General features: G+C 62.6%; 24 protein-coding genes and 1 pseudogene. 12 read left to right on the top strand and 13 right to left on the bottom strand.

Features of this window, described 5'->3' with window-relative positions:
• From EN932_RS39690 to EN932_RS03230, 3 genes and pseudogenes are all read right to left on the bottom strand, one after another.
• Positions 1 to 173, bottom strand: a pseudogene (locus EN932_RS39690) (efflux transporter periplasmic adaptor subunit); the annotation flags it as partial.
• A 15-nt stretch (positions 174 to 188) separates the two neighbouring features.
• Positions 189 to 3,365: a multidrug efflux RND transporter permease subunit gene (locus EN932_RS03235; RefSeq protein WP_024502613.1), complete on the bottom strand. Its 3,177-nt coding sequence runs from the start codon at positions 3,363 to 3,365 to the stop codon at positions 189 to 191.
• Positions 3,359 to 3,613, bottom strand: coding sequence for a hypothetical protein (locus EN932_RS03230; RefSeq protein ID WP_024502614.1), 255 nt, complete (start codon positions 3,611 to 3,613; stop codon positions 3,359 to 3,361). Before EN932_RS03230 ends, EN932_RS03235 begins: the two co-directional genes overlap by 7 nt.
• A 241-nt stretch (positions 3,614 to 3,854) precedes the next feature.
• Here EN932_RS03230 and EN932_RS03225 point away from each other — a divergent pair, with 241 nt between their 5' ends.
• The gene (locus tag EN932_RS03225) at positions 3,855 to 4,445 is read left to right on the top strand and encodes a TetR/AcrR family transcriptional regulator (RefSeq protein WP_013532873.1); all 591 of its coding nucleotides are present in this window, start codon (positions 3,855 to 3,857) and stop codon (positions 4,443 to 4,445) included.
• A 330-nt stretch (positions 4,446 to 4,775) separates the two neighbouring features.
• Here the strand turns inward: EN932_RS03225 and EN932_RS03215 are convergent, their stop codons facing one another.
• The 6 genes from EN932_RS03215 to EN932_RS03190 all read right to left on the bottom strand — a co-directional run bounded on the left by EN932_RS03215 (position 4,776) and on the right by EN932_RS03190 (position 10,868).
• Positions 4,776 to 5,798 (bottom strand): LacI family DNA-binding transcriptional regulator, encoded by a 1,023-nt coding sequence (locus EN932_RS03215; protein WP_127370433.1) that lies wholly within the window; start codon positions 5,796 to 5,798, stop codon positions 4,776 to 4,778.
• Between the two features lie 136 nt (positions 5,799 to 5,934).
• On the bottom strand, positions 5,935 to 6,726 hold the full coding sequence (locus EN932_RS03210; protein WP_013532870.1) for an ATP-binding cassette domain-containing protein: 792 nt from the start codon (positions 6,724 to 6,726) through the stop codon (positions 5,935 to 5,937).
• 3 nt (positions 6,727 to 6,729) lie between these two features.
• Complete coding sequence (locus EN932_RS03205; protein ID WP_013532869.1) at positions 6,730 to 7,716, bottom strand: ABC transporter permease; 987 nt, start codon at positions 7,714 to 7,716, stop codon at positions 6,730 to 6,732.
• Between the two features lie 114 nt (positions 7,717 to 7,830).
• The gene (locus EN932_RS03200) at positions 7,831 to 8,766 is read right to left on the bottom strand and encodes a substrate-binding domain-containing protein (protein WP_013532868.1); all 936 of its coding nucleotides are present in this window, start codon (positions 8,764 to 8,766) and stop codon (positions 7,831 to 7,833) included.
• 322 nt (positions 8,767 to 9,088) lie between these two features.
• Positions 9,089 to 9,634 carry a hypothetical protein gene (locus EN932_RS03195; RefSeq protein WP_064995104.1) on the bottom strand — a complete coding sequence of 182 codons (546 nt, stop codon included), beginning with the start codon at positions 9,632 to 9,634 and terminating at the stop codon, positions 9,089 to 9,091.
• 76 nt (positions 9,635 to 9,710) lie between these two features.
• Positions 9,711 to 10,868 (bottom strand): fumarylacetoacetate hydrolase family protein, encoded by a 1,158-nt coding sequence (locus EN932_RS03190; protein WP_063167634.1) that lies wholly within the window; start codon positions 10,866 to 10,868, stop codon positions 9,711 to 9,713.
• Between the two features lie 237 nt (positions 10,869 to 11,105).
• Here EN932_RS03190 and EN932_RS03185 point away from each other — a divergent pair, with 237 nt between their 5' ends.
• The 6 genes from EN932_RS03185 (at position 11,106) to EN932_RS03160 (ending at position 17,154) form a co-directional block, all read left to right on the top strand.
• Complete coding sequence (locus tag EN932_RS03185; RefSeq protein ID WP_127369270.1) at positions 11,106 to 12,386, top strand: FAD-dependent oxidoreductase; 1,281 nt, start codon at positions 11,106 to 11,108, stop codon at positions 12,384 to 12,386.
• A gap of 105 nt (positions 12,387 to 12,491) precedes the next feature.
• Positions 12,492 to 13,376: an ABC transporter permease gene (locus tag EN932_RS03180; RefSeq protein ID WP_127384732.1), complete on the top strand. Its 885-nt coding sequence runs from the start codon at positions 12,492 to 12,494 to the stop codon at positions 13,374 to 13,376.
• Complete coding sequence (locus EN932_RS03175; RefSeq protein ID WP_127388693.1) at positions 13,373 to 14,242, top strand: ABC transporter permease; 870 nt, start codon at positions 13,373 to 13,375, stop codon at positions 14,240 to 14,242. Before EN932_RS03180 ends, EN932_RS03175 begins: the two co-directional genes overlap by 4 nt.
• Positions 14,227 to 15,297, top strand: coding sequence for an ABC transporter substrate-binding protein (locus tag EN932_RS03170; protein ID WP_127370096.1), 1,071 nt, complete (start codon positions 14,227 to 14,229; stop codon positions 15,295 to 15,297). The genes EN932_RS03175 and EN932_RS03170 overlap by 16 nt, the downstream gene beginning before the upstream one ends.
• A gap of 173 nt (positions 15,298 to 15,470) precedes the next feature.
• Positions 15,471 to 16,079, top strand: a complete 609-nt coding sequence (locus tag EN932_RS03165; protein WP_024502622.1) for a cupin domain-containing protein — start codon at positions 15,471 to 15,473, stop codon at positions 16,077 to 16,079.
• Positions 16,069 to 17,154, top strand: a complete 1,086-nt coding sequence (locus EN932_RS03160) for an ABC transporter ATP-binding protein (RefSeq protein ID WP_127385298.1) — start codon at positions 16,069 to 16,071, stop codon at positions 17,152 to 17,154. The genes EN932_RS03165 and EN932_RS03160 overlap by 11 nt, the downstream gene beginning before the upstream one ends.
• A gap of 560 nt (positions 17,155 to 17,714) precedes the next feature.
• Here the strand turns inward: EN932_RS03160 and EN932_RS03150 are convergent.
• The gene (locus tag EN932_RS03150; protein WP_127370059.1) at positions 17,715 to 18,419 is read right to left on the bottom strand and encodes an SOS response-associated peptidase; all 705 of its coding nucleotides are present in this window, start codon (positions 18,417 to 18,419) and stop codon (positions 17,715 to 17,717) included.
• 160 nt (positions 18,420 to 18,579) lie between these two features.
• Between EN932_RS03150 and EN932_RS03145 the strand changes: the two genes are divergently transcribed.
• Together EN932_RS03145 and EN932_RS03140 are read left to right on the top strand one after the other, a co-directional pair.
• On the top strand, positions 18,580 to 18,933 hold the full coding sequence (locus tag EN932_RS03145; protein ID WP_127370058.1) for a nuclear transport factor 2 family protein: 354 nt from the start codon (positions 18,580 to 18,582) through the stop codon (positions 18,931 to 18,933).
• Positions 18,934 to 19,101: 168 nt separating this feature from the next.
• On the top strand, positions 19,102 to 19,452 hold the full coding sequence (locus EN932_RS03140; protein ID WP_013532857.1) for an ArsC family reductase: 351 nt from the start codon (positions 19,102 to 19,104) through the stop codon (positions 19,450 to 19,452).
• A 213-nt stretch (positions 19,453 to 19,665) separates the two neighbouring features.
• Here EN932_RS03140 and EN932_RS03130 read toward each other — a convergent pair whose 3' ends face one another.
• The 3 genes from EN932_RS03130 to EN932_RS03120 are packed head-to-tail and all read right to left on the bottom strand — an operon-like array spanning position 19,666 to position 22,286.
• Entirely contained in the window at positions 19,666 to 20,019 is a 354-nt protein-coding gene (locus tag EN932_RS03130) for a DUF488 domain-containing protein (RefSeq protein ID WP_127385297.1), read from the bottom strand.
• Between the two features lie 21 nt (positions 20,020 to 20,040).
• Complete coding sequence (locus EN932_RS03125; RefSeq protein ID WP_127369392.1) at positions 20,041 to 21,297, bottom strand: aminopeptidase; 1,257 nt, start codon at positions 21,295 to 21,297, stop codon at positions 20,041 to 20,043.
• A complete protein-coding gene (locus tag EN932_RS03120; RefSeq protein WP_127369391.1) occupies positions 21,294 to 22,286 on the bottom strand; it encodes a LysR substrate-binding domain-containing protein in 993 nt (330 codons plus the stop codon). The genes EN932_RS03125 and EN932_RS03120 overlap by 4 nt, the downstream gene beginning before the upstream one ends.
• Positions 22,287 to 22,380: 94 nt before the next feature.
• Between EN932_RS03120 and EN932_RS03115 the strand changes: the two genes are divergently transcribed.
• The 3 genes from EN932_RS03115 to sbmA all read left to right on the top strand — a co-directional run.
• Positions 22,381 to 22,602, top strand: a complete 222-nt coding sequence (locus EN932_RS03115; protein ID WP_024502627.1) for a hypothetical protein — start codon at positions 22,381 to 22,383, stop codon at positions 22,600 to 22,602.
• Between the two features lie 116 nt (positions 22,603 to 22,718).
• On the top strand, positions 22,719 to 23,879 hold the full coding sequence (locus EN932_RS03110) for a YbfB/YjiJ family MFS transporter (RefSeq protein ID WP_127385296.1): 1,161 nt from the start codon (positions 22,719 to 22,721) through the stop codon (positions 23,877 to 23,879).
• A 113-nt stretch (positions 23,880 to 23,992) separates the two neighbouring features.
• A partial coding sequence (gene sbmA, locus EN932_RS03105) for a peptide antibiotic transporter SbmA (RefSeq protein ID WP_128368714.1) occupies positions 23,993 to 25,206 on the top strand: 1,214 nt, incomplete at its 3' end.

The following is a 25,206-nucleotide window of genomic DNA, read 5'->3' as shown; positions in this document are numbered from 1 at the left end:
TTCTTGACGACGCTGACCACCGGCACCGGCATGACGAACGCCGCCGGGGCGGGCGCCGCACCTGCCGTGCCGGCATTGAGGCTGAGATTGCCCATATCGAGCAGGTGGACGCTGGCCACCGAGATCGCACCCAGCGCGACAGCCGTTCCCAACGCGATTTTCCATTTACGCATGATCAGTCTCCAATCTTATTCGGCCGCTTCCGCCAGGGGCGGTAAAGCGTGCTCAGCAGTTGGTTCATTGTCTTGAGAGGTGGGCTCGTCTTTGCCGCGGCGTTCACGCAGCTGTTCGATGACCGCGTAGAACACCGGCACGAACACCAGCGACAGGATGGTCGCCGCGACCATGCCGCCGAACACGGTGGTGCCGATCGACTGCCGGCTTGCCGCACCGGCGCCGGTCGCAAACATCAGCGGCAGCACGCCGAGGATGAAGGCGAAGGCCGTCATCAGGATCGGCCGCAGCCTGAGCCGTGCCGCCTCCATCGCCGCGTCGACGATGCTGAGGCCTTCCTCGCGCCGTCGCCTTGCGAATTCGACGATCAGGATCGCATTCTTGGCCGCCAGGCCGATCAGCATGACGAAGCCGATCTGCGAGTAGACGTCGATCTGCATGCCACGCAGCAACAACGCTGCGAAGGCGCCGAACAGGGCCAGTGGCACCGCCAACAGCACCATGAACGGCATCGCCCAGCTCTCATACTGCATCGCCAGGATCAGGAAGACGAAGACAATGGCGAGGCCGAAGACGACGGACGCGATCGATCCTGCCTTGAGCTCCTGGAAGGTGATGCCGGTCCATTCGAAACCGAAATCCCTTGGCAGCGCGGTTGCAGCGGCCCGTTCCATGGCGGCAACCGCCTGGCCGGAGGAAAAGCCCGGTGCGGCGCCGCCATTGATCGAGGCCGAGGCATTGTTGTTGTAGTGCGGCACGGTCTCCGGGCCGACGAAGGGCACGAGTTTGCCCAGCGTCGAGAGCGGCACCATGCCGCCGGAGGCATTGCGCACATAGAGCCGCGAAATGTCGGCGGCACCTGCACGTGCATCCTTGTCGGCCTGGATGGTCACCCGGAAGGTGCGGCCAAACAGGTTGAAGTCGTTGACGTAGAGCGAGCCGAGATAGATCTGCAGCGTGTTGAAGACATCGGGCAGGTTGAGGCCGAGCAGTTTGGCCTTGCTGCGGTCGAGGTCGTAGTTGAACTGTGGCGTCGAGGTCGAGAACGGCGAGAACAGCTGCTGCGGGTTGATTTCCGGCTGCTTGCGCGCCTCGGCGATCACGGCTTGCGTCGCATCGTTGAGGGCTGAACTGCCGCGGCCGGTCAGATCCTCGACGACGAATTCGAAGCCGCCCGTCGTGCCGATACCGGGGATCGACGGCGGATCGAAGCTCAGCGCGAAGGCTTCCGGGATCTGCATCAGCTTGCCGCGCACATCGGCGACGAGCTTCGATGCGCTCTGGTCGGGGCCCCGCTCCTCCCATGGCTTCAGGATGGCGAATTCGACCGCCGAATTCGATTGCGCGGCACTGGTCAGGAAGTTCAGGCCGCTGATCGAGCCGACGATGTCGACGCCGGGCGTCGCCTGCAGGATGTCGCGTGCCTTCTGCGCCACCGCGTCGGTGCGTTCCAGCGATGCGCCGTCGGGCAACTGGATGACGACGAAGAAATAGCCCTGGTCCTCGACCGGAAGGAAGGTCGAGGGCAGGCGCTGCCAGACGAAGTAGGTGGCGACCAGCCCCGCCGCGAACAGGCCGAGCATGATCCAGCGCAAACGGATGAGGATGCGCACACCATTGGCATAGGCGTGCGACAGCCTGTCGAAGCCGGTGTTGAACCAGCGGAACGGGGCGAACTGCGTTTCGCCGCGATGCCGCAGGAAGGCGGCACTGAGCGCGGGGCTCAGCGTCAGCGAGTTGAAGGCGGAGATGCCGACGGAGATCGCCACCGTCAGTGCGAACTGGTTGTAGAGCTTGCCGGAGACGCCGGGAATGAAGGCGACCGGCACGAACACCGCCATCAGCACCGCGGTGGTGGCGATGATCGGGCCGGTGACCTCGGTCATTGCGGCCTTGGTCGCCGCAAGCGGTTTGAGCCCGGCCTCCAGCTGTCGTTCGACATTCTCGACCACGACGATGGCGTCGTCGACGACGAGGCCGATCGCCAGCACCATGCCGAGCAGGGAGAGCATGTTGAGCGAGAAGCCGAGCATCTCCATGACGACCAGCGTCGCCACCAGCGACACCGGAATGGCGATGGTCGGGATGATCGTCGTGCGCCAGCTTTGCAGGAAGAGGAACACCACGGCGACGACCAGCACCAGCGCTTCGCCGAGCGTGATCAGCACGTCATGCATCGACGCCGAGACGAAACGGGTGGTGTCGTAGTGCATCGCATAGGACACGCCCTTCGGGAAACGGCCCGACAGCTCCTGCATCTTGTCCTTGACGCGCTGCTGCAGATCGAGCGCGTTGGAGCCGGGCATCTGGTAAACGGCAAGCACCACGGTCGGGTCTTTACCGAAGAAGGCAGACGACGAATATTGCAGCGCGCCGAGTTCGATGCGGGCGACGTCGCGCAGCCTGACCAGCGAGCCGGTATCGGTGTTGGCGCGCACGACGATGTCGCCGAATTCCTTGGGATCGCTCAAGCGGCCGACGGCGTTGACCTGCATCTCGAAGGCGGTGCCGGCGGGTGCCGGCGACTGGCCGATCTTGCCGGCCGCCACCTGGACGTTCTGTTCGGCGATGGCGTTTTGCACATCGACGGCGGTGATGCCGAGATTGGCGAGCTTGTCGGGATCGAGCCAGACGCGCATCGAATAGCGCCGCTCGCCGAAGATCTGCACGTCGCCGACGCCGGGCAGCCGCTTCAGCGGGTCGACCACCTGCAGATAGGCAAGGTTGCTCAGCGCCACCGGATCGACCGAACTGTCGGGCGAAGTCAGGTTGACGATCAGGACGAAGTTCGGATTCTGCTTCTTGATCGTCACGCCGCCCTGGTTGACGATCGCCGGCAGCGACGAGGCGGCCTGCGAGACGCGGTTCTGCACGTCGACGGCGGCGGTGCTCAGCGAATAGCCGACATCGAAGGTGATGGTGATGGTCGAGGAGCCGTCATTGGAACTCGTCGACGACATGTAGGTCATGCCCTGCACGCCGTTGATCTGCTGCTCCAGCGGCGTCGTCACCGTGTCGGCCACCACTTGTGCGCTGGCGCCCGGATAATGGGCGCTGACCACGACCTGCGGCGGCGTGATGTCGGGAAACTGCGAGACGGGCAGCAGGAAATAACAAATCGACCCGGCGAGCACCATGATGATGGCGATCGCCGAGGCGAAGATCGGACGGTGAATGAAAAAGTTTACCACGACACGCACGCCTCTCCGGCTGCTGTTGCCCGCCCGAAGGCGCTGGCAACCCTGGACAGCCTTTGGCCGCGCTTGTCACCGAGGCCGTCCCGCGAACGCAGCAACGGCACCTCGCCACGCTGCGTATCGGCGAGCGAGCGCAACATCGTCTCGAAGGCGCGCGGGTCGACGCCATCGGCTTTCATGACCAGCCGGATCATCGGATCCCGGACGGCTTCATCTATGGTAAGATCGCGGCGCTGTGGCATGGCCGGCTCCTTGTCTGTCGATTCGCAGCCCGTGCTCGCGAACCGTTTTCATCTCTTCACCGGCCGAGGCCGCATGATTGGCAGTTTCTCGCCCCTCTCGTCTGGCAGGGCCGTTCACGGCCTTGTTATTGACGGTGGACGATATAGGTGTTACCAGTAAGTAACATTCTGGAAGTTACAGACCGGTAACACCCTAGTCAAGAGGTGGCCGAGGGTTTTTTGGAAACGAAAGGAGATCATGATGGCAGACGGCATCGTGGAGCGCTCTCGTCCCCGGGATCGGATCCTGGAGACGGCACGCGACATGTTCCACAAGCATGGCATCAAGGGCGTCGGCGTCGACGCCATCACCGAAGCTGCCGGCACGAACAAGATGACGCTCTATCGTCACTTCGAATCCAAGGACGAACTGATCGTCGAATGCCTGCGCGCCAATGCGGCCAAGGCCGGCGCTATGTGGGAAGCATTCGAGGCCGAATTCCCTGGTGACAAGCTTGCCCAACTGCATGCCTGGGTTCGCAAGGCGGCTGCCATGCTCAATGCGGACGGCCGCGGCTGCGACATGGCCAACGCCGCCGCTGAGCTGACCGAGCCGGACCATCCGGCCAGGCTGGTGATCAAGGAGCTCAAGGAAGCCCAGCGCGCGCGCCTTGTGACGCTATGTCGGGATGCCGGCATTGGTCAGGCCGAACTGCTCGCCGATACGCTGTCGCTGTTGTTCGAGGGCGCGCGTGTCAGCGTGCAGACCGTGGGTACCGAAGGTCCGAGCACCCAGTTCGTGCGCATGGCCGAAGGGCTGATCGTTTCGTTCCGGGGCGCTGCCGCCGGTTGAGATCCGCCACGATTGTTGGCGGGTTACGGCTCTATGACGGAGGGCCGCGTACGCCTTTGACCCAGGCGGTATGGAAACTCCGGCGGCCAAACGAAAAAAGCCCGCTGCCGGGAGGAGGTGGCAGCGGGCTCGATTTTCGAATGTGGCGCGGGAGGAGGTGCACCCCATTCAGCGTCGGCATCGCATCTGGGAGGAGTAGATGGCCGACAACCAGAACCTACGAGTTGCCCAACGATTCGGCAACAAAGAAACTTGCATAGCTGCTGTGCAGATTTGCCGTGCCAATTATCATACAAATCCGGCAACAGGCATTTTTGCAGGCCGCCTGCTTCACTGCACCGGGACGTTTTCCCTGAAGATCAAGCGCGGTTCGATGAACTTGCGCGTCAGATAGGGTGCGGAGGAGGCAATCGAGCCGAGCAGGCGAATGACCGACTGCTCGGCGATCAGCCGCGCATTCTGGTCGATGACGACATCGGCGAGATCGTCGACGAGATGACCGCGCGTGTCCTTGGTCAGGTCGTGGCAGATGAACACCGGCTTGTGGTTCGGCCTGGCCTCGCGGATCGCCTTTGCAACGCCCGAATGTCCAGCTCCGACGCAATAGATGCCGAGCAACTCCGGCTCGTCGTGCAGTGCCTTCATGGTCTCGGTGTAGCCGGCATCGGGCTCGTCGTTGATCTCGACGGCGCTGCTGACGGTCAGATTGGGAAACTCCTCATTGAGCACCGAGCGGAAACCCATCTCGCGTTCCTCGTGGCCGCGATAGGAACGTGAGCCGACGACCATCGCCAGATGGCCGGTGCGGCCGCCAAGGAAGCGTCCCATCAGCAGCGCCGCCGTTCGTCCCGCCACCCTGTTGTCGATGCCGACATAGGCCGCGCGCGGTGCCGTCGGAACATCGGACACCAGCGTCACCAGACGCATGCCGGCTTCGACGATGTCGCGCAGGATGTTGCGCGTACGCGGATGATCGACAGCGATCACGCCAACGCCATTGGCCCTGAGCGACAGGTTTTCGACAGCGCTCTGCAGCGCGTTCGGCGAGATACCGGCGAGATTGTGGATCCGGCACGAGGCGACAAGCGGCAGACGCGCGGCGTAGTCCTCGATATGCCCGGCGAGATCGCGCATGAAGGCATTGCTGCCGATCGGCAGCAGGAATTCGAGATGGGCGGGCCGCGAGGGCAGCGTCACCTGATCAGCGACCGGCAGGTAGCCGAGTTGCTTGGCCGCCTCCATGACGCGCTGGCGGTTGGCCGCACTCGCACCCGGCCGGTTGTTCAGCACCCTGTCGACCGTTGCGGTCGATAGCCCGCAATTGCGGGCGATATCCGAGACGGTGGCTTTCATGCCGCTACCCACAGCCCGCAATTGCGGACGATATCCGAAACGGTGGCTTTCATGCCGCTACCTATGCGCCCTGCGATGCCGCGCCAGACAAGCGATGCGATCTGAGGCAGCGGTGATTGCCGCCATCACCCGACAGTCAGTGCGACGGCTTGCCATCGGTGATGGCATCGCGGATTTCCTTGTCCGACATGCCGGTGATGATCCGCTCTACCTCCGCCACGCTGGTCGTCTTCGGGTCGATGTCGTCGGCGACCACCTTGCCCCGGCGCATGACGACGATGCGGTCGACCACCTGGAAGACATGGTGGATGTTGTGGGCGATGAAAATGCAGGAGTGACCGGAATCGCGGGCGCTGCGCACGAAACTCAGCACGCCCTGTGTTTCGGCGACGCCCAGATTGTTGGTGGGCTCGTCGAGGATGATCAGGTCGCTGTCGAAATGCATGGCGCGCGCGATCGCCACCGCCTGACGCTCGCCGCCGGAGAGCGAACCGATCGGCGTCGTCGGCGGGATGTTCTTCGAGATGCCGACCTGCTTGAGCAGGTCGCGGGCAACCGTGTTCATCGCCTCCTGGTCCATCCGGTTGAGGAAGCGCGGCGGTTTGATCGGCTCGCGTCCGAGGAACAGATTGCGGGCGATCGACAGTTGCGTGACCAGTGCGGAGTCCTGGTAGATCGTCTCGATGCCATGGGCGATGGCGTCGCTGGTGCTGCGCAGGCTCACCTTCTTGCCACGGATGAAGATATCGCCGCTGGTCAGCGGAACGGCACCCGAAAGCACCTTGATCAGCGTCGACTTGCCGGCGCCGTTGTCGCCGAGCAAGCCGACGATCTCCCGTTCATTGACATGGAAATTGGCATCCTCCAGCGCCTGCACGCGGCCGTAGGACTTGCGGATGTTCGTCATGCGGATCAGTGGCTCGGCCATGGTTCAAGTCCCCGCCTGATGCCGGCGTTCCAGCCATGAATGCAGTGCCATCATGCCGAGGATGATGGCACCGATGAAGATGTTATAGGCAAGACCAGGCACGCCGATCAGCACGATGCCGTTGCGCATCACGCGCAGGATCAGGATGCCGAGCACGGTGCCGATGATCGTGCCGCGCCCGCCGGTAAGTGCGGTACCGCCGATCACCACCATGGCGATGACTTCCAACTCATAGCCGGTACCGCTGTTGGGGTTGGCGGCGGACGTGCGCAACGAAGAGATGACGCCGGCAAGCGAGGCCATGACCGACGACAGCACGAACAGGCCGATCTTGACCCCGCTGACATTGACGCCGCGCGCCCGCGCCGCGCTCGGGTTGCCGCCGGCCGCCTGGATCCAGTTGCCGGTGCGGCTTTGCGTCAGCACATAGCCGAGCGCGATCGCCGCGGCGATGAACCAGAACAGTGACATGTAGATGCGGAACGGGCCGATGAAGAAGTCGCCGACCAGCGCTTCCGCCAGCCAGCTGCCCTCCGCACTCCAGGTGCGCTGGGGAAAACCGTCGGTGACGAAAAGGGCGGTGCCGCGCACCACCAGCAGCATGCCGAGCGTCACCAGGAAGGATGGGATCTTGAGCTGCGTCACGAACCAGCCATTGACCAGCCCGATGAAGGCGGCGACCAGCAGCGCGGCGACAAAGCCGGCTTCGAGCGAGGTCAGGCCGCTGTTGAACAGGGTCCACATCAAGACCGGCGAGAAGCCGAACAGGGAGCCGACCGAGAGGTCGAACTCGCCGGACGTCATCAACAGCGTCATCGCCAGCGCGATCAGGCCGAGCTCGACCGTGAAAGCCAGCGTGTTGGAGATGTTCTGCGGCGACAGGAAGTCGTGGTTGAAACTCCAGAAAACGGCGATCTCGACGACGAGCAGCACGAAAGGGCCGAATTCCGGCCGTGCGATCAGGCGTGGGACGAGCGAATGATTTTCCACAGGCAATCCGCGACATGAGTGGAAGGCTGAGCGTTGCACATCGCGTGCGAAGGGCTCGGCGAAATGGAGAGCCAGTCGCGACCGTTGGGCGGCCGCGACTGTTGAGATTGGATGTTACTTGCCGGACAGGATGTCGTCGTAGATCTGCGCGGTGTCTTTTTCATAGAGCGCGCCGGTGATGACGTTGAAGCCCGGAGGAATGCCGCCGGCGGCCATATTGGCCAGCGAAAGCGCGACATAGCTGGTCGCCTGCGGGTCCTGCCACTGGCCGGCATTGACATAGCCGTTCAGCACTTCCTGGGTGGTGTCGAGCGAATTGCCCCAGCCGACGACCGGGATTTCGCCCGGCTTGATGCCGACCTGGTCGAACACCCGCTTGATCGAGCCGGTGACGAGGTCGCCTAGGCCGATGATCGCCTTGACCTTGGCCTTGTTCGCCGTGAGGTAGTCGACCATGCGGTTGATCACTTCAGCCTGATCAAGCGTCGCTTCCGTGATTTCATAGGTGATGCCGAGCGGCTCGAAGACGCTCTTGATGCCTTCCTCTTCCTGCACGCCATAGGTGGCGCCGGGGATTTCGACCGGCATCCAGACGAAGTCGCCCTTCTTCACCAGGCCTTTGTCGACCAGATACTGTGCCCAATGCTTGCCGAAGGTGACATTGTCGCCGCCGACATAGGCGTTGAAATCGGCTTTCGGATCAGGCGTGTTGAAATTGATGATCGGCACTTTCGCCGCACGCGCTTCCTTGACGATCTCGATCAGGCTGCCCGGATCGGGGCTCGTGGTGACGATGCCATCGGCCTTGGCGGAGAGGGCGGCGCGAACCGCTTCCTGCTGCGAGGCGACATCGCCGTTGTGGAACGAGGTGTTGACCGTGTTGCCGGTGTCCTTGGCCCACTGCTTGGCGCCGGCCAGGAAGTAGGTCCAGACCGGATCGGCCGGACCGCCATGCGAAATCCAGTAGAACGTCTTGGCCTGTGCCGCTGCTGGTACCACCATCAGCGCCACCAACAGGCCGTATAGAACGAGTCTTAGCCGTGTCAGCATTTGATTTCCTCCCGTTTGTAGATCGTCAGTTCAAAATCCGTTCCCTTGTTCTGCGTCTTTTGCCAGTGCCGATTGAATGCGTCAGAGCATCCCCTTTTTCGACGGATGGCAAGCCTCCATCTGCCAGGCCTCCATCTGCAGGTGTAGTGGGCGCCTGACGGGGCGTCATCAGCCGTCCCATCAGATTGCATCAGTTGAGGTGATTTTCCGACTGTCGGATAATTGATGTCGAGGCTAGCCGAGCAGATAGTCCTCGTCATGGTCGGCGCGCAGGTTGCTCCACAGCCGATCGGCCGCCAGGCGAGCAAGGCGATTTGTTCCGTTAGGTATCCGACAAATGCAGATGCTCGGGCACTCGCAGCATTTCGGCATTGGTGAGTCTTCCGCTGGTGAACTCTAATCGGAGCCCCTCGCAGTATCCGATGGCTTCTCCCTCGATAGGACGTTTGCTGGCCATCAGGAACGCGACAACGCCGAGATCGATGATCCCACCGTGCGTCACCAATAAGCCCGTCGCTTCGTTGGGAACTCGGGCAGCTATGCTCGTCCACAGTCGCACTTGGGTGTTAGCAAATGCAATGCAGTCTACGTCCGATCGGAGTACACGTTCTACCTCCGCCAACGGGCTCGGCCACGAGATCGTTTCGAGTATATTTTTGGGAAGAATTCCAAGTTCGGCAATCAACTCATTTACTTCGAAACCCATCGCAATTGCGGTTTCGATTGCCCGTGGAATTTCGCTTGTGACAACAAGTTCATAAGAGTCAGCCCCTTGGGCTACAAACCGCGCTAGTTCGATTCCTTCTCGAGAAAGGTGCGCGCCAGGCTTGCGCCTCATGGTGTGCCGGCGAACATCAAGTATCGTCATTGGATTCCAGTCCGACGAGGTCACGAGTAATAAGGCGCCAACATTGCGTTGATGGTGGCCCTGGGCCAAGGCTTGGCTAAATAAGATCGGCCTTCGCCAGCTCCCGCATCAGATGGCTGGCGCCGTAGGTCCAGTGCGGGCAGTCTGGCGACAGCTGCACGCGGTTGACCAGCGCGCCGAATTTTTCCGACGAGATGGTGACGATGTCGCCGACCTTGTGGGTAAATCCCTTGCCCTTCTCGCCGCGATCCTTGGACGGAACGAACATGGTGCCGAGATAGAGCGCCAGCCCGTCCGGATACTGGTGGTGCGGCCCCATGGCCGCGGCGACCAGTTCCTCCGGCGAGCGGCTGATCTCGGCCATCGAGCTTGCGCCCTCCAGCGAGAACCCGTCCTCGCCCTCGACTTTCAGGCGCACGACGGCGCGCTTGACGTCATCGATGGAGAATTTCTCGTCGAACAGGCGGATGAAGGGGCCAAGTGAGGCCGAGGCATTGTTATCCTTGGCCTTGCCGAGCAGCAGCGCCGAACGCCCTTCGACGTCGCGCAGATTGACGTCGTTGCCGATAGTGGCGCCGACGATCCTGCCGCTGGAGGCGGCGATCATGGCGATCTCGGGTTCCGGATTGTTCCAGGTCGACACCGGGTGCAGCCCAACATCGGCGCCGAAGCCCACCGAGGCCATCGGCTGGCACTTGGTGAAGATCTCGGCATCGGGGCCGATGCCCACTTCCAGATATTGCGACCAGGCGCCGCGCGAAATCAGCTTGGCCTTGATCTCCATCGCTTCGGGCGAACCGGGCTTCAGCTTCGACAGGTCGTGGCCGATCAGTCCGGCAATGTCGGCGCGGATGGCATCGGCTTTTTCAGCCGAACCACGCGCCTGTTCCTCGATCACCCGTTCCAGCAGGCTGACGACGAAGGTGACGCCCGATGCCTTGACCGCCTGCAGGTCGACCGGGGAGAGCAGGTAGGGTTTTGCTGGATCGCGCCCAGTTTCAAAACTGTTGGCGGCGATGTCATCGAGCGAACCGATCGGTCTGCCTTCGGCCGAGCGGACATGCCCAGCCGGGTCGGCCATCTCGCAAAGGTCGCGCATGGTCGGTGCCGTACGCGAGGTGATGTCGAAGACCGTGCCATCGCGAACCGTGACGACCAGCGGGTATGCAGCACCGCTGCTTCTGGCGCGTCCGACAAAAAGGCCCTCGCTGGGCAGGTGGGTCGGGTTCGTCATGGCGCTCTGTCCTCTTAGTGATCGACAATGTGGTGAAGTGATCGACAATGTGGGCTAGCCGGATCGGCGTGGCACTTTCACCGGATTCCCATCAAAGGTCTATCCCGTCGCAGGCGATCGGAACTCTGGGTCTCCGGTCGTCTCGGCGGCAGTCCACAGGCGAAAGCCATGGTGCTCTTTCAAAATTGTGAAATTCTGACTAGGATTTTCACCAATCGCAGCGCATTCAGGTGACCCTTGGCGACAGCATTCTCCGATCCCATCTGGCGCAGGCCGCAGGCAGCTTTCACGTTTCAATCGCTTCCCAATGGCGAACGGGTCGATCTCGCCATCGTTGGCGGTGGCATCATGGGCTTGTCGACTGCCTTGCATGCCGCCCGGCTTGGCCTGTCGGTGCAGGTGCTGGACGCCGGCGAGATCGGCCAGGGCGCATCAGGCTTGAATGGCGGCCAGGTCATTCCCGGCCTGAAATACGATCCGGAATGGTTGCTGGAGCATTTTGGCCCGGAGCGCGGCGAGGCGCTTGTCAATTTCGCGGCGTCGACCGCCGACGCGGTGTTCGAGCTGATCCGCGACGAGAAGCTGGCGGTGCCGTTCGTTCGAAATGGCTGGATCCAGGCGGCGCACACCGGGGCCGCGCTGAAGGCGGCGACGAACCGCGACCGGCAATGGCACGCGCGCGGTGCCGACGTCCGGTTGCTGAACGCAGAGGAGACCGCAGCCAGGACCGGCGCACAGGGTTATCTCGGCGGCTGGCTCGACCGCCGCGCCGGTGTGATCGATCCGCTCGCCTACACGTCTGAACTTGCCCGGGTCGCGACCGCGGCTGGCGTGAGGATAGCAGAGCGCCAAAGGGTCGTGCGGCTCGCCAATGCCGCCGGTGTTTGGCGTATTTTGATCGAAAATGGCCTGGAATTGCAGGCAAAGGCGGTCGTGCTGGCGACAAACGCCTATACGGACGGTCTGATCCCCGGTCTCGCCCAGACGATCGTGCCGCTGCATTCCTTTCAGATCGCCACAGCGCCGCTGCCGTCCAATCTGGCGGCCACGATCCTGCCGGAAGGGCAGGCGGTGTCGGACTCCAGGCGCATCCTCGTCTACTACCGCAAGAGCGCCGACGGCCGGCTGGTGCTTGGCGGACGGGGCCGCATGGCGCTGCCGACGAGCGCCGGCGACTGGGCGCATCTCGAGCACGCGCTGGTACGGCTCTATCCCTCGCTGTCCGGCGTTCCCATCGAGAAGCGCTGGTTCGGCCGGGTTGCGATGACGCCGGACCACCTGCCGCACATCCACGAGCCGGAGAAAGGCCTGCTCGCCGTGGTCGGCTGCCAGGGTCGTGGTGTCGGCCTGATGACTGCGCTTGGCGAGCGCATCGCCAGCTACCTCCAAAGTGGCGACGCCAGGCAATTGCCTTTCCCGGTCTCGCCGATCCGGCCGATCCCGTTTCACGCCTTCCGCCAGGTCGGCGTCGCCGCGACCATCGCTTGGTATCGCCTGCTCGATGCGTTGGAGCGCTGACCAGGGCGCTTCATCCCCTTGGGGCTCCGTTAGGGGATTCTGCTTGACAGTTTCATGAATATGAAAAACTCTAAGCCAATTTCAAATTTCCCAATAGGCAGGTCGATGTCGACCCTAGTTGCCACATCAGCGCCAGAGGCCCGGTCTTCCCAGGGCTTCCGGGTCGCCATGCTGCTGCCGGGCGCGCTGGTCACCTTGCTGCTGATCCTGTTTGCGCTTGGCCTCGTGCTTTTCCTCGCCTTCCGCGGCAATGACGGTTCGCTGCTCGGCGCCGGTTTCACCGTCGCGAATTTCGTCACCGTGGTGTCCGATCCGCTGTACTGGACGGTGACGCTGCGCTCGCTGATCATTGCCGCTCTGGTCACGCTGGCGACGGTCGTCACTGCCTATCCCGTCGCCTACTACCTTGCCTTCCACGCCGGCCGGCGGCGCGGCCTGCTGCTGTTCCTGGTGACGCTGCCGTTCTGGACCAGCTATCTCCTGCGCGTCTTCGCCTGGAAGATCGTGCTCGCCTACAATGGCGTTTTGAACTCGGCGCTGATCGAAAGCGGCATCTGGTCCGAGCCGACATTGGCCTTTCTCAACACGCCGGCCGCCGTCGTCGTCACGCTGGCGCACGCCTATGCGCCTTTCGCCATCCTGCCGATCTACGTGGCGCTGGACACCATCCCGAAATCGCTGATCGAGGCCGCTTCCGATCTCGGCGCGCGGCCATTCACCTCTTTCCGCCGGATCGTGCTGCCCAATTCGATGCCGGGCGTGCTGGCGGCAGCCCTCGTCATCTTCGTGCCGACGGTCGGCGACTATGTCACGCCGGCGCTCGTCGGCGGCCCGGCCAGCACCATGATCGGCACGCTGATCCAGGCGCAATTCGGCAAGGCCAATGACTGGCCGTTTGGCGCAGCACTCTCCGTCGCCGTCATGCTGGTCATCCTGTGCGTGGTGCTGGTCGCCCGCTTCGCCGACCGCAGATTTGGCAGCCGCACATGAGCACTGCACGCACGCAGGGAGGTGGCCGCTGGCTCGGCATGTATGTCGCCGCCTATTTGGTCTTTCTCTATCTGCCGGTGCTGCTGATCCCGCTGTTTTCCTTCAACAACTCGATCCAGGCAGCGTTTCCGCTGCAAGGTTTTACCTTGCAATGGTACGCGACGCTGTTCGGCAATTCGGCGCTGACCGTTGCACTCTTGAACAGCCTCGCCATCGGCGCCATCGCCGCCACGGGTGCGACGCTGTGCGGCATCACCGTGTCCTACATGGACCTCTACGGCCGCTCGCCGCTGGCCGCCACCATCAGCGCCATCGCAAGGCTGCCGATCCTGATCCCGGGCGTCATCGTCGGCATATCGCTGCTGATCCTCATCAACCTCGTTGGTCTGGGGCCATCGCGCGTCGCCATCGTTCTCGGCCATATATTGGTGGCGCTGCCGACGACCGTGGTGATCATGCGCAGCCGCTTCGCCGCCATCCCGAAAACCATTCGCGAGGCGGCACTCGATCTCGGCGCCTCCGACTGGACGACCTTCCGGCGGGTCATGCTGCCGCTCAGCCTGCCGGCCATCGTCTCGGCATTCATGCTGGCCTTCCTGATCTCCTTCGACGAATTCATCGTCGTGTTCTTCCTGGCCGGCACCGAGCCGACGCTGCCGCTCTACATCTGGAGCCAGCTGCGTTTTCCCCGGTCGCTGCCGACGGTGATGGCACTGGGCACTTCGATCCTGGCGGTGTCCTTCGTCATCGCTGCAGCAGCTGAAATCCTGCGCCATCGCGGCTTATCCGCCACGGCGCCAAAGCCCGCGGATCCATCACAACCAAAACAAACCAAGAGAGGAGAACTGCAATGGCATTCGACCTGAAATCGATCTCTGCAAAGACTGTTTGCGCTGGATTGACGGCGTTCGCGCTGGCGCTGTCGTCGACCGTCGCTTTCGCCGGCGAAAAGCTGCAATATTTCACCTGGTCGGGCTATGAACTGCCCGACTTCAACAAGAGCTTCCTTGCCGCGCATCCCGATGGCGTCGAGGCCTCGATCTTCGGTGACGACGATGACGCCTTCACCAAGGTCAAGGCCGGCTTCCGACCCGACATTGCGCATCCCTGCTATGACAAGGTGGCGCGCTGGAACAAGGAAGGCCTGCTGCAGCCAATCGACACCAAGCGCATCAAGAACTGGGACTCGATCTTCCCGGTGTTCAAGAACCTGCCAGACCTGCAGGCTGGCGACGGCAAGGTCTGGATGGTGCCGTGGGACTGGGGCAACACCTCGATCCTCTACCGCACCGATCTGGTGAAGAACCCGGAAGCGAGCTGGAACCTTTTGTGGGACAAGCAGTATGCCGGTCGCATGGCGACGATCGACGCGGTGCATGACACGCCTGTCGTGGCGGCGCTGCTCGCCGGCGTCAATCCGTTCGACATGACGCCGGAGCAAATGGACAAGGTGGCCGAGAAGCTGCGCGAGCAGCGCCCGCTGCTCTCCAACTACACCACCGACATGACCTCCGTCGAACAGGCGCTGGCCAGCGGCCAATTGGTCGCCGCCATGACCTGGAACGCGTCGGCCACCTCGCTCAAGAAGCAGGGCGTGCCGGTCGAGTTCATGAAGCCCAAGGAGGGCATGCTGACCTGGGCCTGCGGCTTCGTGATGCTCAAGGACGCCAAGAATGTCGACCTCGCCTATGATTTCATCAACAGCCGGCTGGAGACGGATTCCGGCAAATACCTGATCGAGGCCTACGGCTATGGCAGCTCGACCAGTTCGGCCTTCGCGGCGGTGCCGAAGGAGGAGCTGGAGAAATTGCAGCTGCCGTCCGACCCGGAGGTGATGCTGAAGACCACCATCTTCACCGGACCGATGAAACAGAATGACGACCTCGCCAAGATGTTTGAGAAGGTGAAGGCGGGGGGATAAAGCTCCCCCTTCTCCCCTTGTGGGAGAAGGTGTCGCCGAAGGCGACGGATGAGGGGTGCTCCAGGGAACACCAGCGTCTCACTCCGCTGGAACACCCCTCAACCGTCTCGGCGCTGCGCGCCGATCCACCTTCTCCCACAAGGGGAGAAGGGAAAGCAAACGAGGACTAACGCATGGACATGCTGGATGAAGCGGCTGGGAAGCCGAAGGACGATGCCGACGTTCGCGTCGGCCGGCGCGTGCGGGCGCTGCGGCTGGAGCGCAATTTGTCGCTGGCCGATCTTGCGGCAAAGGCCGGCGTGTCGATCGGTGCATTGAGCCAGATCGAGCGCGGCATGTCCTCGCTGCGCGTCAAGGTGATCTGGCCGCTCGCCGCCGCCCTCGACATCGAGCCGTCGGCGCTGATCGCCGACGGCAACGATGCGGCCAACGATCTCTATTGCGTGCGTGCCGACAAGCGGCGGCAAATCCCGGTGAAATCGGAAGGCATTGCCAAGGCGCTGCTGTCACCGCCGGGCGCGACGCTGACCGGCATGCTGGTGACGGTGGAAGCTGGCGGCGGCACGGCCGAGGCCTATGCGCATGCCGGCCATGAATTCGGCTTCGTGCTGGCCGGTGAGGTCGAACTGGTGGTGGATTCGACGAAATACGGGTTGAAGGCGGGCGACAGCTTTGCCTTCAAGAGCACGCTTTTGCATGCCTTCCGCAATCCGGGCGCCGAGCGGTGCCAGATTCTCTGGGTCAACACCACGAAGCCGTCCGAGGTTCGCGATGGCGCCTGATCCACTCGTCCGGCTGCAGGCGGTCTCGAAGATTTTTCCCGGCGGCATCGTTGGGCTCGACGCTGTCGATCTCGACATTATCAGCGGCGAGTTCATCACGCTGCTCGGGCCGTCGGGCTGCGGCAAGACCACCAGCCTGCGCGTCATCGCCGGTTTCGAAAGCCCGTCGAGCGGCAAGGTGTTGCTCGATGGTCGCGATATCACGGCCCTTCGACCGTTCGACCGGCCGGTCAACACCGTGTTCCAGGACTACGCGCTGTTCCCGCACATGAATGTTGCAGAAAATGTCGGCTTCGGTCTGTCGCTGCGCAAACTGTCTGGAGCCGAACAGGCTAAGCGCACCGGCGAAGCGCTCGACATGGTCGGTCTCGCCGACAAGCTTGGCGCCCGCGTCTCCGAACTGTCGGGCGGCCAGCGCCAACGCGTCGCGCTCGCGCGTGCCATCGTCTGCGAGCCGCGCGTGCTGCTGCTCGACGAGCCGTTGTCGGCGCTCGATGCGCATCTGCGCGAACAGATGCAGGTTGAGCTGAAGCGGCTGCAGTCGCGGCTTGGCACCACCTTCGTCATGGTCACCCACGACCAGACCGAAGCGCTGTCGATTTCCGACCGCATCGTCGTCATGAACAAGGGCCGCATCGAGCAGATCGCACCGCCGGCCACACTTTATGACCGGCCTGCCACGAAGTTTGTGGCGAGCTTCATCGGCACCATGAATCTCCTGCAATCACGGTTTGTCGGCCGCGATGGCGATCGCTTGCGTTTCACCGCCGGCACCCTGCCGCTGGAGGCTATTTCTGAAACCGGCGAGGCACCTGCCGAGGGCGCTACCCGCACCATCGGCGTGCGCCCGGAGGATTTGCTGGCGATGACCGAGGCCGCGCCCGGCACCGCACCGGCGCGCGTCAACAGCGTCGTCTTTCACGGCCGCACGCTGCGCCTGCATGCCGAACTCGGGCAGGGCGCGCCTGTCGTCATCGACGCGCCGCGCCAGGCCGAGGGTTTTCGCTTCCAGGTCGGCGACGTGGCGCATATCAGCCTGCGCCGTGGCGCCAACTGCCCAGTGCTGCCAAGTTAGTCTTAGCGACGTTAAAAACGAAGCAAAACGTTTGCGTCGATCGGTGGCCACAAGCGCTACCGATTGGGCGATCAACCGCGAGGTTAAGGGCATCATCCGCTATGGGGGATGTCGGCGGGATGGTCTGCCTATGTGGACTGCCAGCCGGCTGTGAACAAAAAGACCGTGGACGAAGTAGGAATTGACTCGGGAGGGAATATATTCCTAATTTGGCCGATGCCGGAACTGAGCAGCCGACCGCGCCGAAATGTGCAGACCCTGTGCCTCGCGCACGAAGTCGGGCAACTCATTCGTGTACGATGCCCGCACTGCAACATCACTAGGCACTATCTGCCCGGCGATCTCGCAAAGCTTGTAGGGGATATTCCCTTTTGGGACGTCGAGCGGCATATGAGGTGCGAGCGCTGCAAGCTTCGCGAGCTTGACGCCAGTATTATTTTGCCGAGCGCTGCTGAACGCTTGAAAATTCGGGTCAGGCGACTTGTCGAAATCCGCATGGTTCGCCGGGTGATCTGGCGAGACGACGATTAAGAAAGCGGCTGGTTAGTCGATCCTGCGGCCTAGAACAGAGACCCTTGAGTTGGCACCTGCCGCGGAAACTTGATCTGCGTGGCGGGCTTCTCAACAATCACCAATGCATCGTCCGGCGCTGTCTGCTGCAAATGTCTCGCTTCTGCCCACGACGCTGTAAGCCAGGCCTGGGCCTCTTCCGGCGTGGTCAGGATCACCGGCATAGCCTTCTCATGGATCGGTGCGATGACGGCGTTAGGCTTGGTTGTCATGAAGGCAAATAGCTCGAAGTCGCCAGGACCATCCTTGACCTTTCTCACGCCTTGCCAACGGGTCCAGAAACCAGCGAAGAAGAACAGCGGCCGGCTCTCGTCACGCGCAAACCAATAATTGCGCTGGATGCCTGTGTCCGGGTCTTTGTCGTTCGGAGTAGGGCTGGGTTCGGCAAAGCTGGTCACCGGCACGACGCATCTGTGCTCGACGCCGACAAAGTGTTGCCAGTGCGAATATTGTGGGTTGCGCACGTTAGTGGTGCCGTAGTCCGCCTTGCCTTTCATGCGTTCAGGCGGCGTGGGCAAACCCCAAAGCAGTTTCGCCAATTCACGCTCTCCGTCCGCCGTGTTGCGAACGACTGGGGCGGGCTGATTGGGATAGACGTCAAGCGAAGGCTCAAGGTTGCCGCTGATATCGCGCATTGTGCGTGTCCATTGGCGGACCGCCTCTTGCGTCGTGGTAATATTGTAGAGGTTGCACATTCACCTAGAATTGCGGAATTGGCTTGTGTCCGCAACCGGATGGAGCGCGGTCCGCGCGATATCATCATCCTGACATGGCTTGTCAGCTACGGCGCGGTCCGACGATGGCAGGCCAGCAGGCTGTTCCCTACCTAAATGCGTCTGAACAGGAGGAACACAAATGACCATCGCGGAAATTGCCAAGGATTTTACCGAGCTGCTCAAGCAGGGCGACAACGAAGCTGCCGCCGAGAAGTACAATTCCGACGATATCGTGAGCTACGAAGCCATGGAGGGGCCGATGGCCATCTCCCGTGGCAAGGAGGCTCTCAGGCAGAAGGGCCAGTGGTGGCAGGAGAACAATGAAGTCCATGGCGGCTCTGTCGAAGGCCCCTATGTCAATGGCGACCAGTTCGCGGTGCGCTTCAAGTTCGACATAACGCCCAAGGCTACCGGCGAGCGTGTCACCATGGATGAAGTCGGCCTCTACACGGTCAAAAACGGCAAGATCACCGAAGAGCGCTTCTATTACTAGGGCCGGCCCCGGGTTCCGCCTCACGTCGCTGCAGGACCAGGAAATTAGACGGCCGGGACATTGTCCTGGCCGTCATGTGGAACGGAGATATGGCAACGGCTCTGGCAAAGCGGAAAGGGTGGTTTAGTCTGTGGAACGGATTCGACAGTCAGCCAAGGAAGCACGCTTTTGACGATCACCATGTACGGCATCACCACTTGCGACACGGTCAGGAAGGCGCGCGTCTGGCTGGAAGGCCATGACGTAGCCTACCGGTTTCACGATTTCAGGGCCGAGGGACTGGACGCGAAGCGGCTGGATGGTTGGGCGGGCAAGGTCGGCTGGGAAAAGCTGCTCAACAAGGCGAGCACGACGTTCCGCGAGCTGCCGGACAAGGAAAAGCAGGGTCTCGACGAGAAGAGCGCCAAGGCGCTGATGCTGGCCAAGCCGACCATGATCAAGCGGCCGGTGCTGGAGGTAGGCGACCGGGTTATGGTCGGGTTCAAGGCTGATGTCTATGAGGCGGCGGTGGGGAAGTAGAGCTGCCTCTCGTTCCACGGTGTTCCGTGGCGCCCCCCTCTGTCCTGCCGGACATCTCCCCCTCAAGTGGGGAGATTGGCAGCTTCGCCGCTCCGCCATTCCTGTCACGTTCGGGATTTGCGAAGAAGATGATGACAGCGGATCTCCCCACCTGAGGGGGAGATGGCCGGCAGGCCAGAGGGGGGGCGCTGTCCCGCCGACCGCCATAAAATCTCAGCGTCCGCGCAAATACCCCGCCAGCGCCACCGCATTGTTGTGCGCCTCGTCATGCGCGCCGTAGAGCAGCGTCACCTTGCCGTTACCCAGCAGGCCTCGCAACTGCGTCACCGCCGCGCCATTCCCATCCAGCTCAGCGCGATACCGCTCCTGAAATTCCGCCCAGCGCGCCGCCTCGTGTCCGAACCACTTTCGCAGCTCGTCGCTCGGCGCGATGTCCTTCAACCACAGCGTCAGCGCGGCGTCTTGCTTGCTGACGCCGCGCGGCCAGATGCGGTCGACCAGAACCCGCTGCCCGTCATCGGCAGCGGGCGGCTCGTAGATACGCTTGACCGCGATGTTGAAGGCCATCACACCTCTCGGCTGGAACCCTCAGGCCCACTCGCCCTTGCGCATGACAGGCACGCGGGCGCCGTCCTTGTGGACGCCATCGATGTCGATCTTGTCCGAGCCGATCATCCAGTCGATGTGGATGAAGCTCTTGTTGCCGCCGCGCGCCGCGATCTCGTCCTGGCTGAGCGAGGCGCCGTCGACGAAGCACTTCGAATAGCATTGGCCGAGCGCGATGTGGCAGGCGGCGTTCTCGTCGAACAGCGTGTTGAAGAACAACAGGCCGCTGGCCGAGATCGGCGAGGAATGCGGCACCAGCGCCACTTCGCCGAGGCGGCGCGCGCCCTCATCTGTATCGAGCACCTTTTTCAGCACATCCTCGCCCTTCGAAGCCTTGGCCTCGACGATCCTGCCTTCTTCGAAACGCACCGAAATGTCGTCGATCAGCGTGCCTTGGTAGGACAGCGGCTTGGTCGAGGAGACATGGCCTTCGACCCGCCTCGCATGCGGCGTGGTGAAGACCTCCTCGGTCGGGATGTTGGGGTTGCAGGTGATGCCGTTCTTGGCGGTCGAGGCGCCGCCCATCCATTCATGGCCGTCCGCAAGCCCAACCGTCAGGTCGGTGCCCGGTCCGGTGAAGTGCAGCGCATGGAAATTATGGCCGTTGAGCCATTCGGTGCGGCTGCGCAGCGCCGCGTTGTGCGCCCTCCAGTTGCCGATCGGATCCTCCACATCGACCCGCGACGCGGCGAAGATGGCATCGGCGAGTTTCACGACCGCAACATCGTCGGCATCGCCGGGGAAGACCTGTTTGGCCCAGGCGAGGTCCGGATAGGCGACGATGTTCCAGTTGATGTCGAAGCCGGTGATCTTTTCCAGCGCCGGCTGATAAGCCATCGAATTGGCCTTGTTGGCGCGCGCCACTTTCGCCGGATCCTGTGCGGAGAGCAGCGACGGATCCTCGCCGCGCACCGCAAGCCTGGCCGCATTGTTGGAGAAGGCCTTCGCCATGCCTTCATAGAGCCAGCCGGCGGCGCGGTCGAAACCGGCATCGGCGCCGAAGCGGTAGCGCGCCAGCGTCATCTCGTCATCGTTGAAGATCGGCGTCACCAGGCCGGCGCCGGCCTTGTAGGCATGCTCGACGATCCGCCTGGTTAGCGGCAGTGCCGCGATCGATGACGTTAGCACCAGATCCTGGCCTGGCTGCAATTGCAGCCCGACCTTGATGGCGACTTCCGCCAGCCTGTCGAGCTTCACCGGGTCGATCGATGCGGAAACGCCGCGCGAATGTGTGGTCATGATCCTGCCTGTCGTAGTTTGATGTCCGGCCTACCATAGAGCGGCGGCGCGGCGCTTTCCACCGCGATCGCGCCGGCGGGTTTTGGGTTTGCGGACCCGAACCGCGCCATGGTTGCTTCGATCTCTTCCCTGATCCAGACCTTGAAATCCCGGACCTTGCGGCTTTCCGCCTTGACGGACGAGGTCACCAGCCAATAGCCGAGCCCGCTCTGGGCGCGGATACCGAAAGGCGCCACCAGCCGCCCGTCGGCCAGCGCATCCGCGGCGAGCAATTGCCAGCCCAGCATCACGCCATGGCCGGCAATCGCCGATTCCAGGCACAGCATCGGGTCGGTGAAACGCGCACCCTTGAGGAAGCTGACAGGTGGGACACCGGCCGTCTCGAACCAGCTTTCCCAGTTGATCATTGCTCGCTCGTCGGTGATCGCGCAGGTCTGGGCAAGGTCCTCGACCGACTTCAGTTTTTGGGCAATCGCCGGCGCGCAGACCGGGAAGACTTCCTGCGCCAAGAGCAGTTCCGTGCGCCCGCCCGGCCATTTGCCGTCGCCAAGCCGGATGGCGATGTCGATGTCTGAGTGATCGAGATTGGCCAGCCGCACCGAAGCGTCGATGCGCAGCAGCACGTTGGGATGTCGGTCGAAGTGGCGAGATAGTCTGGGCAACAGCCACTTCGAGGCAAAGGCCGGCGCCACCGAAACCACCAATGTGCATTGCGTAGCCTCGTCGGCCAGCGCCACGGCCTGGGAAAGCTCACGAAATCCAGCACCAAGGCGGGCCGCGAAGACGGCGCCGAATTCGGTCAGCACCAGACCGCTCGCCGTTCGCTCGAACAGCGCCTGGCCGAGCTGTTTTTCGGTACGGCTTATCTGCTGGCTGACGGCGCTGACGGAAACGTTGAGCTCACCGGCGGCCGCCGCCAGCGATCCGAGACGGGCAACGGTTTCGACGGCGCGCAGGCCGTTGAGGTGGACGCGGTTGAGCATGGCCATTGAGTTTTTCTAAACTGATCCGGCTGAAATCTCAATTGAAAGGCATGTCGAAACGGCGGATTTTATCGGAAGAGACAGACCTGTGGAGCCGGAAATGCTGAGGATCTTGTCGTCGTCGCTGAAGGTCTTTTTCGCTGCGAGTACGCCGTATGAGCCGCACCCGGACGGCGAAACGCAGAGATGGCTGACCGATCCGCTTTCGCATCCGGTGCTGAACACCATGTCGGAACGCGAACTGGGCGATGTGCCGTTCAGGCTGACGGCACGGCGGACAGTGCACGAGACGGCCCCATTGCACGCCGGCGGCCGCTGCTGAGCAGGCGCCAAGCCTTCCGGCTTGAGGAAAGTCGAGGCGAGCACCACGTCCCGCGCACGCACTGGCCCAACAGATGGCGATTGTTTCAGCGACCCCTGCACTTATTGTGCAGTGCAATGACATCAGCCACCTCGACAGCGCTGCGTTTCGCCTTCGCCGGCATGATTGCCATGGCGGTTGCCATGGGCATCGGCCGTTTCGTCTACACGCCGATCCTGCCCGGCATGATGCAGGAATTGCATCTGTCGCCTGCCGATGCCGGTTGGATCGCGTCGGCCAATTATCTCGGCTACCTCGTCGGCGCGTTGGCAGCGGCGGGCGGCTGGGCGCATGGGCGCGAGCGCCTGCTGATGCTGGCGGGGCTTGGCGCCAGTACGGTCCTTGCCGCGCTGATGGGGCTGACCGATGCGATGGCCGGCTTTCTCGTCATCCGCTTTCTGGCCGGTCTGGCCAGCGCCTTCGTCATGGTGTTCATGGCCAGTATCGTTTTCAGCCACATAAACGCTGCCGGTCGCAGCGACCTGCAGGCCTGGCATTTCGGTGGCGTTGGCCTGGGCATCGCTGTGTCGGCGGCGATGATGGCGGTGCTGGTCGCCGAGCATTCGGGCTGGGCTGCAGGCTGGCTGTGGTCGGCGGCGATTTCGGCCTGTGGTTTCGTCCTCGTTGCGCTGTTGGCCAATGAGGGTCCGCTCGGCAACGGCGAAGTCACCCGCGAGCCGGCACTGCGGATGGACCGGTCGTTGGTCAAGGTCATCGTCGCCTACGGCCTGTTCGGCTTTGGCTATGTGGTGACGGCGACATTCCTGGTCGCCATCGTCCGGCAAGGCGGCGGCAGCCGCGTCTTCGAGGCCATGGTGTGGATGGTCGCCGGTCTTGCGGGCTTTCCCTCAGTCTGGCTCTGGCAGAAGATCGCGGCCCGCACCGGCCTCTATGCCGCCTATGCGCTGGCGTGCTTCATCGAAGTTGCCGGCGTCACCGCCAGCGTCGCCATCGGCGGCGCCACCGGGCCGCTGCTTTCCGGCGTGCTGCTCGGTGGCACCTTCATTGCCATCACCGCATTTGGCCTGCAGGCCGCCCGGCAGCAGGCGCCAAGCGCGCCGCGGCGGATATTCGCCCTGATGACGGCTGCGTTCGGCCTTGGCCAGATCATCGGGCCGGTCGCCGCCGGGTTTCTGGCGCAGATGTCCGGCGATTTCTTCCTCGCCTCGATCACAGCCGCGATCGTGCTGGTCGTCTCCGGCGCCATCACATGGTCGGCTGCGCCAAAATCGCCATGATTGTGGGCTTGCTGTGCCGGGCATCGGGCACGGGCATTTTCTTTCCCACTAATGTGTGACTTTATGCCCGCTGTCGTCAGCTGATTTGCGCCTAGATCGAGGAATTCGCCACAGTGTTCGTATCCTTTTTCCCGCAGCCGAAGCTGTTCTTCACTTCGGCCGCCGTCTGGAGCCTTGCGGCGATCCTGTTCTGGTTCTTCGGTGGTGAACAATTAGGTACGGTTTTCGGATTGCCGCCCGCCGCGGCCGGCGCGCCGCCCATCATCGGCATCGCCATCCTCGTATCGAAGCCGTTCCTCTGGTTCTATCTCTATTTCGCGTTCTGCGTGCTCGTCTTCTACGCATTCTGGAGCTGGTATTCGCCGCATCCATGGCAACGCTGGTCGATCCTGATGACCGCGGTCATCCTGTTCTTCATCTATTTCAATGTGCAGGTCAGCGTCGCCGTCAACGCCTGGTATGGGCCTTTCTTCGACTATGTGCAGGGGCTGATGTCGGGGACTGGAAAGTCGACCAACAGCGAATTTTATATCGGATTGGCTGATTTTTCGTGGCTCGCCCTGGTCGGCATGAATGTGCAGGTGGTCAACGCCTTCATCGTCAGTCACTGGATCTTCCGTTGGCGCACGGCGATGAACAACTACTTCGTCGAGAATTGGGGCAGGCTACGCCATATCGAGGGTGCCTCGCAGCGCATCCAGGAAGACACGATGCGGTTCTCGCAGATCATGGAAGATCTCGGCTCCAGCTTCGTCCAGTCGATTATGACGTTGATCGCATTCCTGCCGGTCATGATCCAGTTGCAGGCCCATATCACCGAGTTGCCGATTATCGGCGCGATTCCACAGCCATTGGTTGTCGCAGCCCTTGCCTGGTGTCTGTTCGGGACGATCTCGGTCATGGTTGCAGGTCTGAAACTTCCAGGGCTGCAGTTCCGCAACCAGCGCGTTGAGGCAGCCTACCGCAAGGAACTCGTCTACGGCGAGGATCACGCGGACCGGGCCCAGCCGGCCACCACGGCCGAGCTGTTCGAGAATGTTCGCCACAATTATTTCAGGCTCTATTTCCACTACATCTATTTCAACGTCGTCCGTTACACCTACCTGCAGGCCGACAACATTTTCTCGCTGCTGATCCTCGGTCCCTCGCTGGTGGCGCACAAGATCACGTTCGGCGCGCTGAACCAGATTTCGAACGCATTCGGCAAGGTGACCGGTTCACTGCAGTTTCTGCTCACCTCCTGGTCGACCATCGTCGAGCTGCAATCGGTCCACAAGCGCCTGCGCGCCTTCGAGGCGACGCTGCAAGGCGAGCCGCTGCCCGATAT

This window comes from Mesorhizobium sp. M7A.F.Ca.US.002.01.1.1 (genome assembly GCF_004022955.1).
Lineage (GTDB): Bacteria > Pseudomonadota > Alphaproteobacteria > Rhizobiales > Rhizobiaceae > Mesorhizobium > Mesorhizobium ciceri.
This window is presented reverse-complemented; position numbering and strand designations above follow the sequence as displayed.

Excerpts from the sequence above, each read along its gene's own strand:
- EN932_RS03230 (WP_024502614.1), bottom strand. The coding sequence starts at position 3,613 with ATGCCACAGCGCCGCGATCTTACCATAGATGAAGCCGTCCGGGATCCG.
- EN932_RS03225 (WP_013532873.1), top strand. The coding sequence starts at position 3,855 with ATGGCAGACGGCATCGTGGAGCGCTCTCGTCCCCGGGATCGGATCCTG.
- EN932_RS03215 (WP_127370433.1), bottom strand. The coding sequence starts at position 5,798 with ATGAAAGCCACCGTCTCGGATATCGCCCGCAATTGCGGGCTATCGACC.
- EN932_RS03210 (WP_013532870.1), bottom strand. The coding sequence starts at position 6,726 with ATGGCCGAGCCACTGATCCGCATGACGAACATCCGCAAGTCCTACGGC.
- EN932_RS03200 (WP_013532868.1), bottom strand. The coding sequence starts at position 8,766 with ATGCTGACACGGCTAAGACTCGTTCTATACGGCCTGTTGGTGGCGCTG.
- EN932_RS03195 (WP_064995104.1), bottom strand. The coding sequence starts at position 9,634 with ATGACGATACTTGATGTTCGCCGGCACACCATGAGGCGCAAGCCTGGC.
- EN932_RS03190 (WP_063167634.1), bottom strand. The coding sequence starts at position 10,868 with ATGACGAACCCGACCCACCTGCCCAGCGAGGGCCTTTTTGTCGGACGC.
- EN932_RS03180 (WP_127384732.1), top strand. The coding sequence starts at position 12,492 with ATGTCGACCCTAGTTGCCACATCAGCGCCAGAGGCCCGGTCTTCCCAG.
- EN932_RS03175 (WP_127388693.1), top strand. The coding sequence starts at position 13,373 with ATGAGCACTGCACGCACGCAGGGAGGTGGCCGCTGGCTCGGCATGTAT.
- EN932_RS03170 (WP_127370096.1), top strand. The coding sequence starts at position 14,227 with ATGGCATTCGACCTGAAATCGATCTCTGCAAAGACTGTTTGCGCTGGA.
- EN932_RS03165 (WP_024502622.1), top strand. The coding sequence starts at position 15,471 with ATGGACATGCTGGATGAAGCGGCTGGGAAGCCGAAGGACGATGCCGAC.
- EN932_RS03160 (WP_127385298.1), top strand. The coding sequence starts at position 16,069 with ATGGCGCCTGATCCACTCGTCCGGCTGCAGGCGGTCTCGAAGATTTTT.
- EN932_RS03150 (WP_127370059.1), bottom strand. The coding sequence starts at position 18,419 with ATGTGCAACCTCTACAATATTACCACGACGCAAGAGGCGGTCCGCCAA.
- EN932_RS03145 (WP_127370058.1), top strand. The coding sequence starts at position 18,580 with ATGACCATCGCGGAAATTGCCAAGGATTTTACCGAGCTGCTCAAGCAG.
- EN932_RS03130 (WP_127385297.1), bottom strand. The coding sequence starts at position 20,019 with ATGGCCTTCAACATCGCGGTCAAGCGTATCTACGAGCCGCCCGCTGCC.
- EN932_RS03125 (WP_127369392.1), bottom strand. The coding sequence starts at position 21,297 with ATGACCACACATTCGCGCGGCGTTTCCGCATCGATCGACCCGGTGAAG.
- EN932_RS03120 (WP_127369391.1), bottom strand. The coding sequence starts at position 22,286 with ATGGCCATGCTCAACCGCGTCCACCTCAACGGCCTGCGCGCCGTCGAA.
- EN932_RS03115 (WP_024502627.1), top strand. The coding sequence starts at position 22,381 with ATGCTGAGGATCTTGTCGTCGTCGCTGAAGGTCTTTTTCGCTGCGAGT.
- EN932_RS03110 (WP_127385296.1), top strand. The coding sequence starts at position 22,719 with ATGACATCAGCCACCTCGACAGCGCTGCGTTTCGCCTTCGCCGGCATG.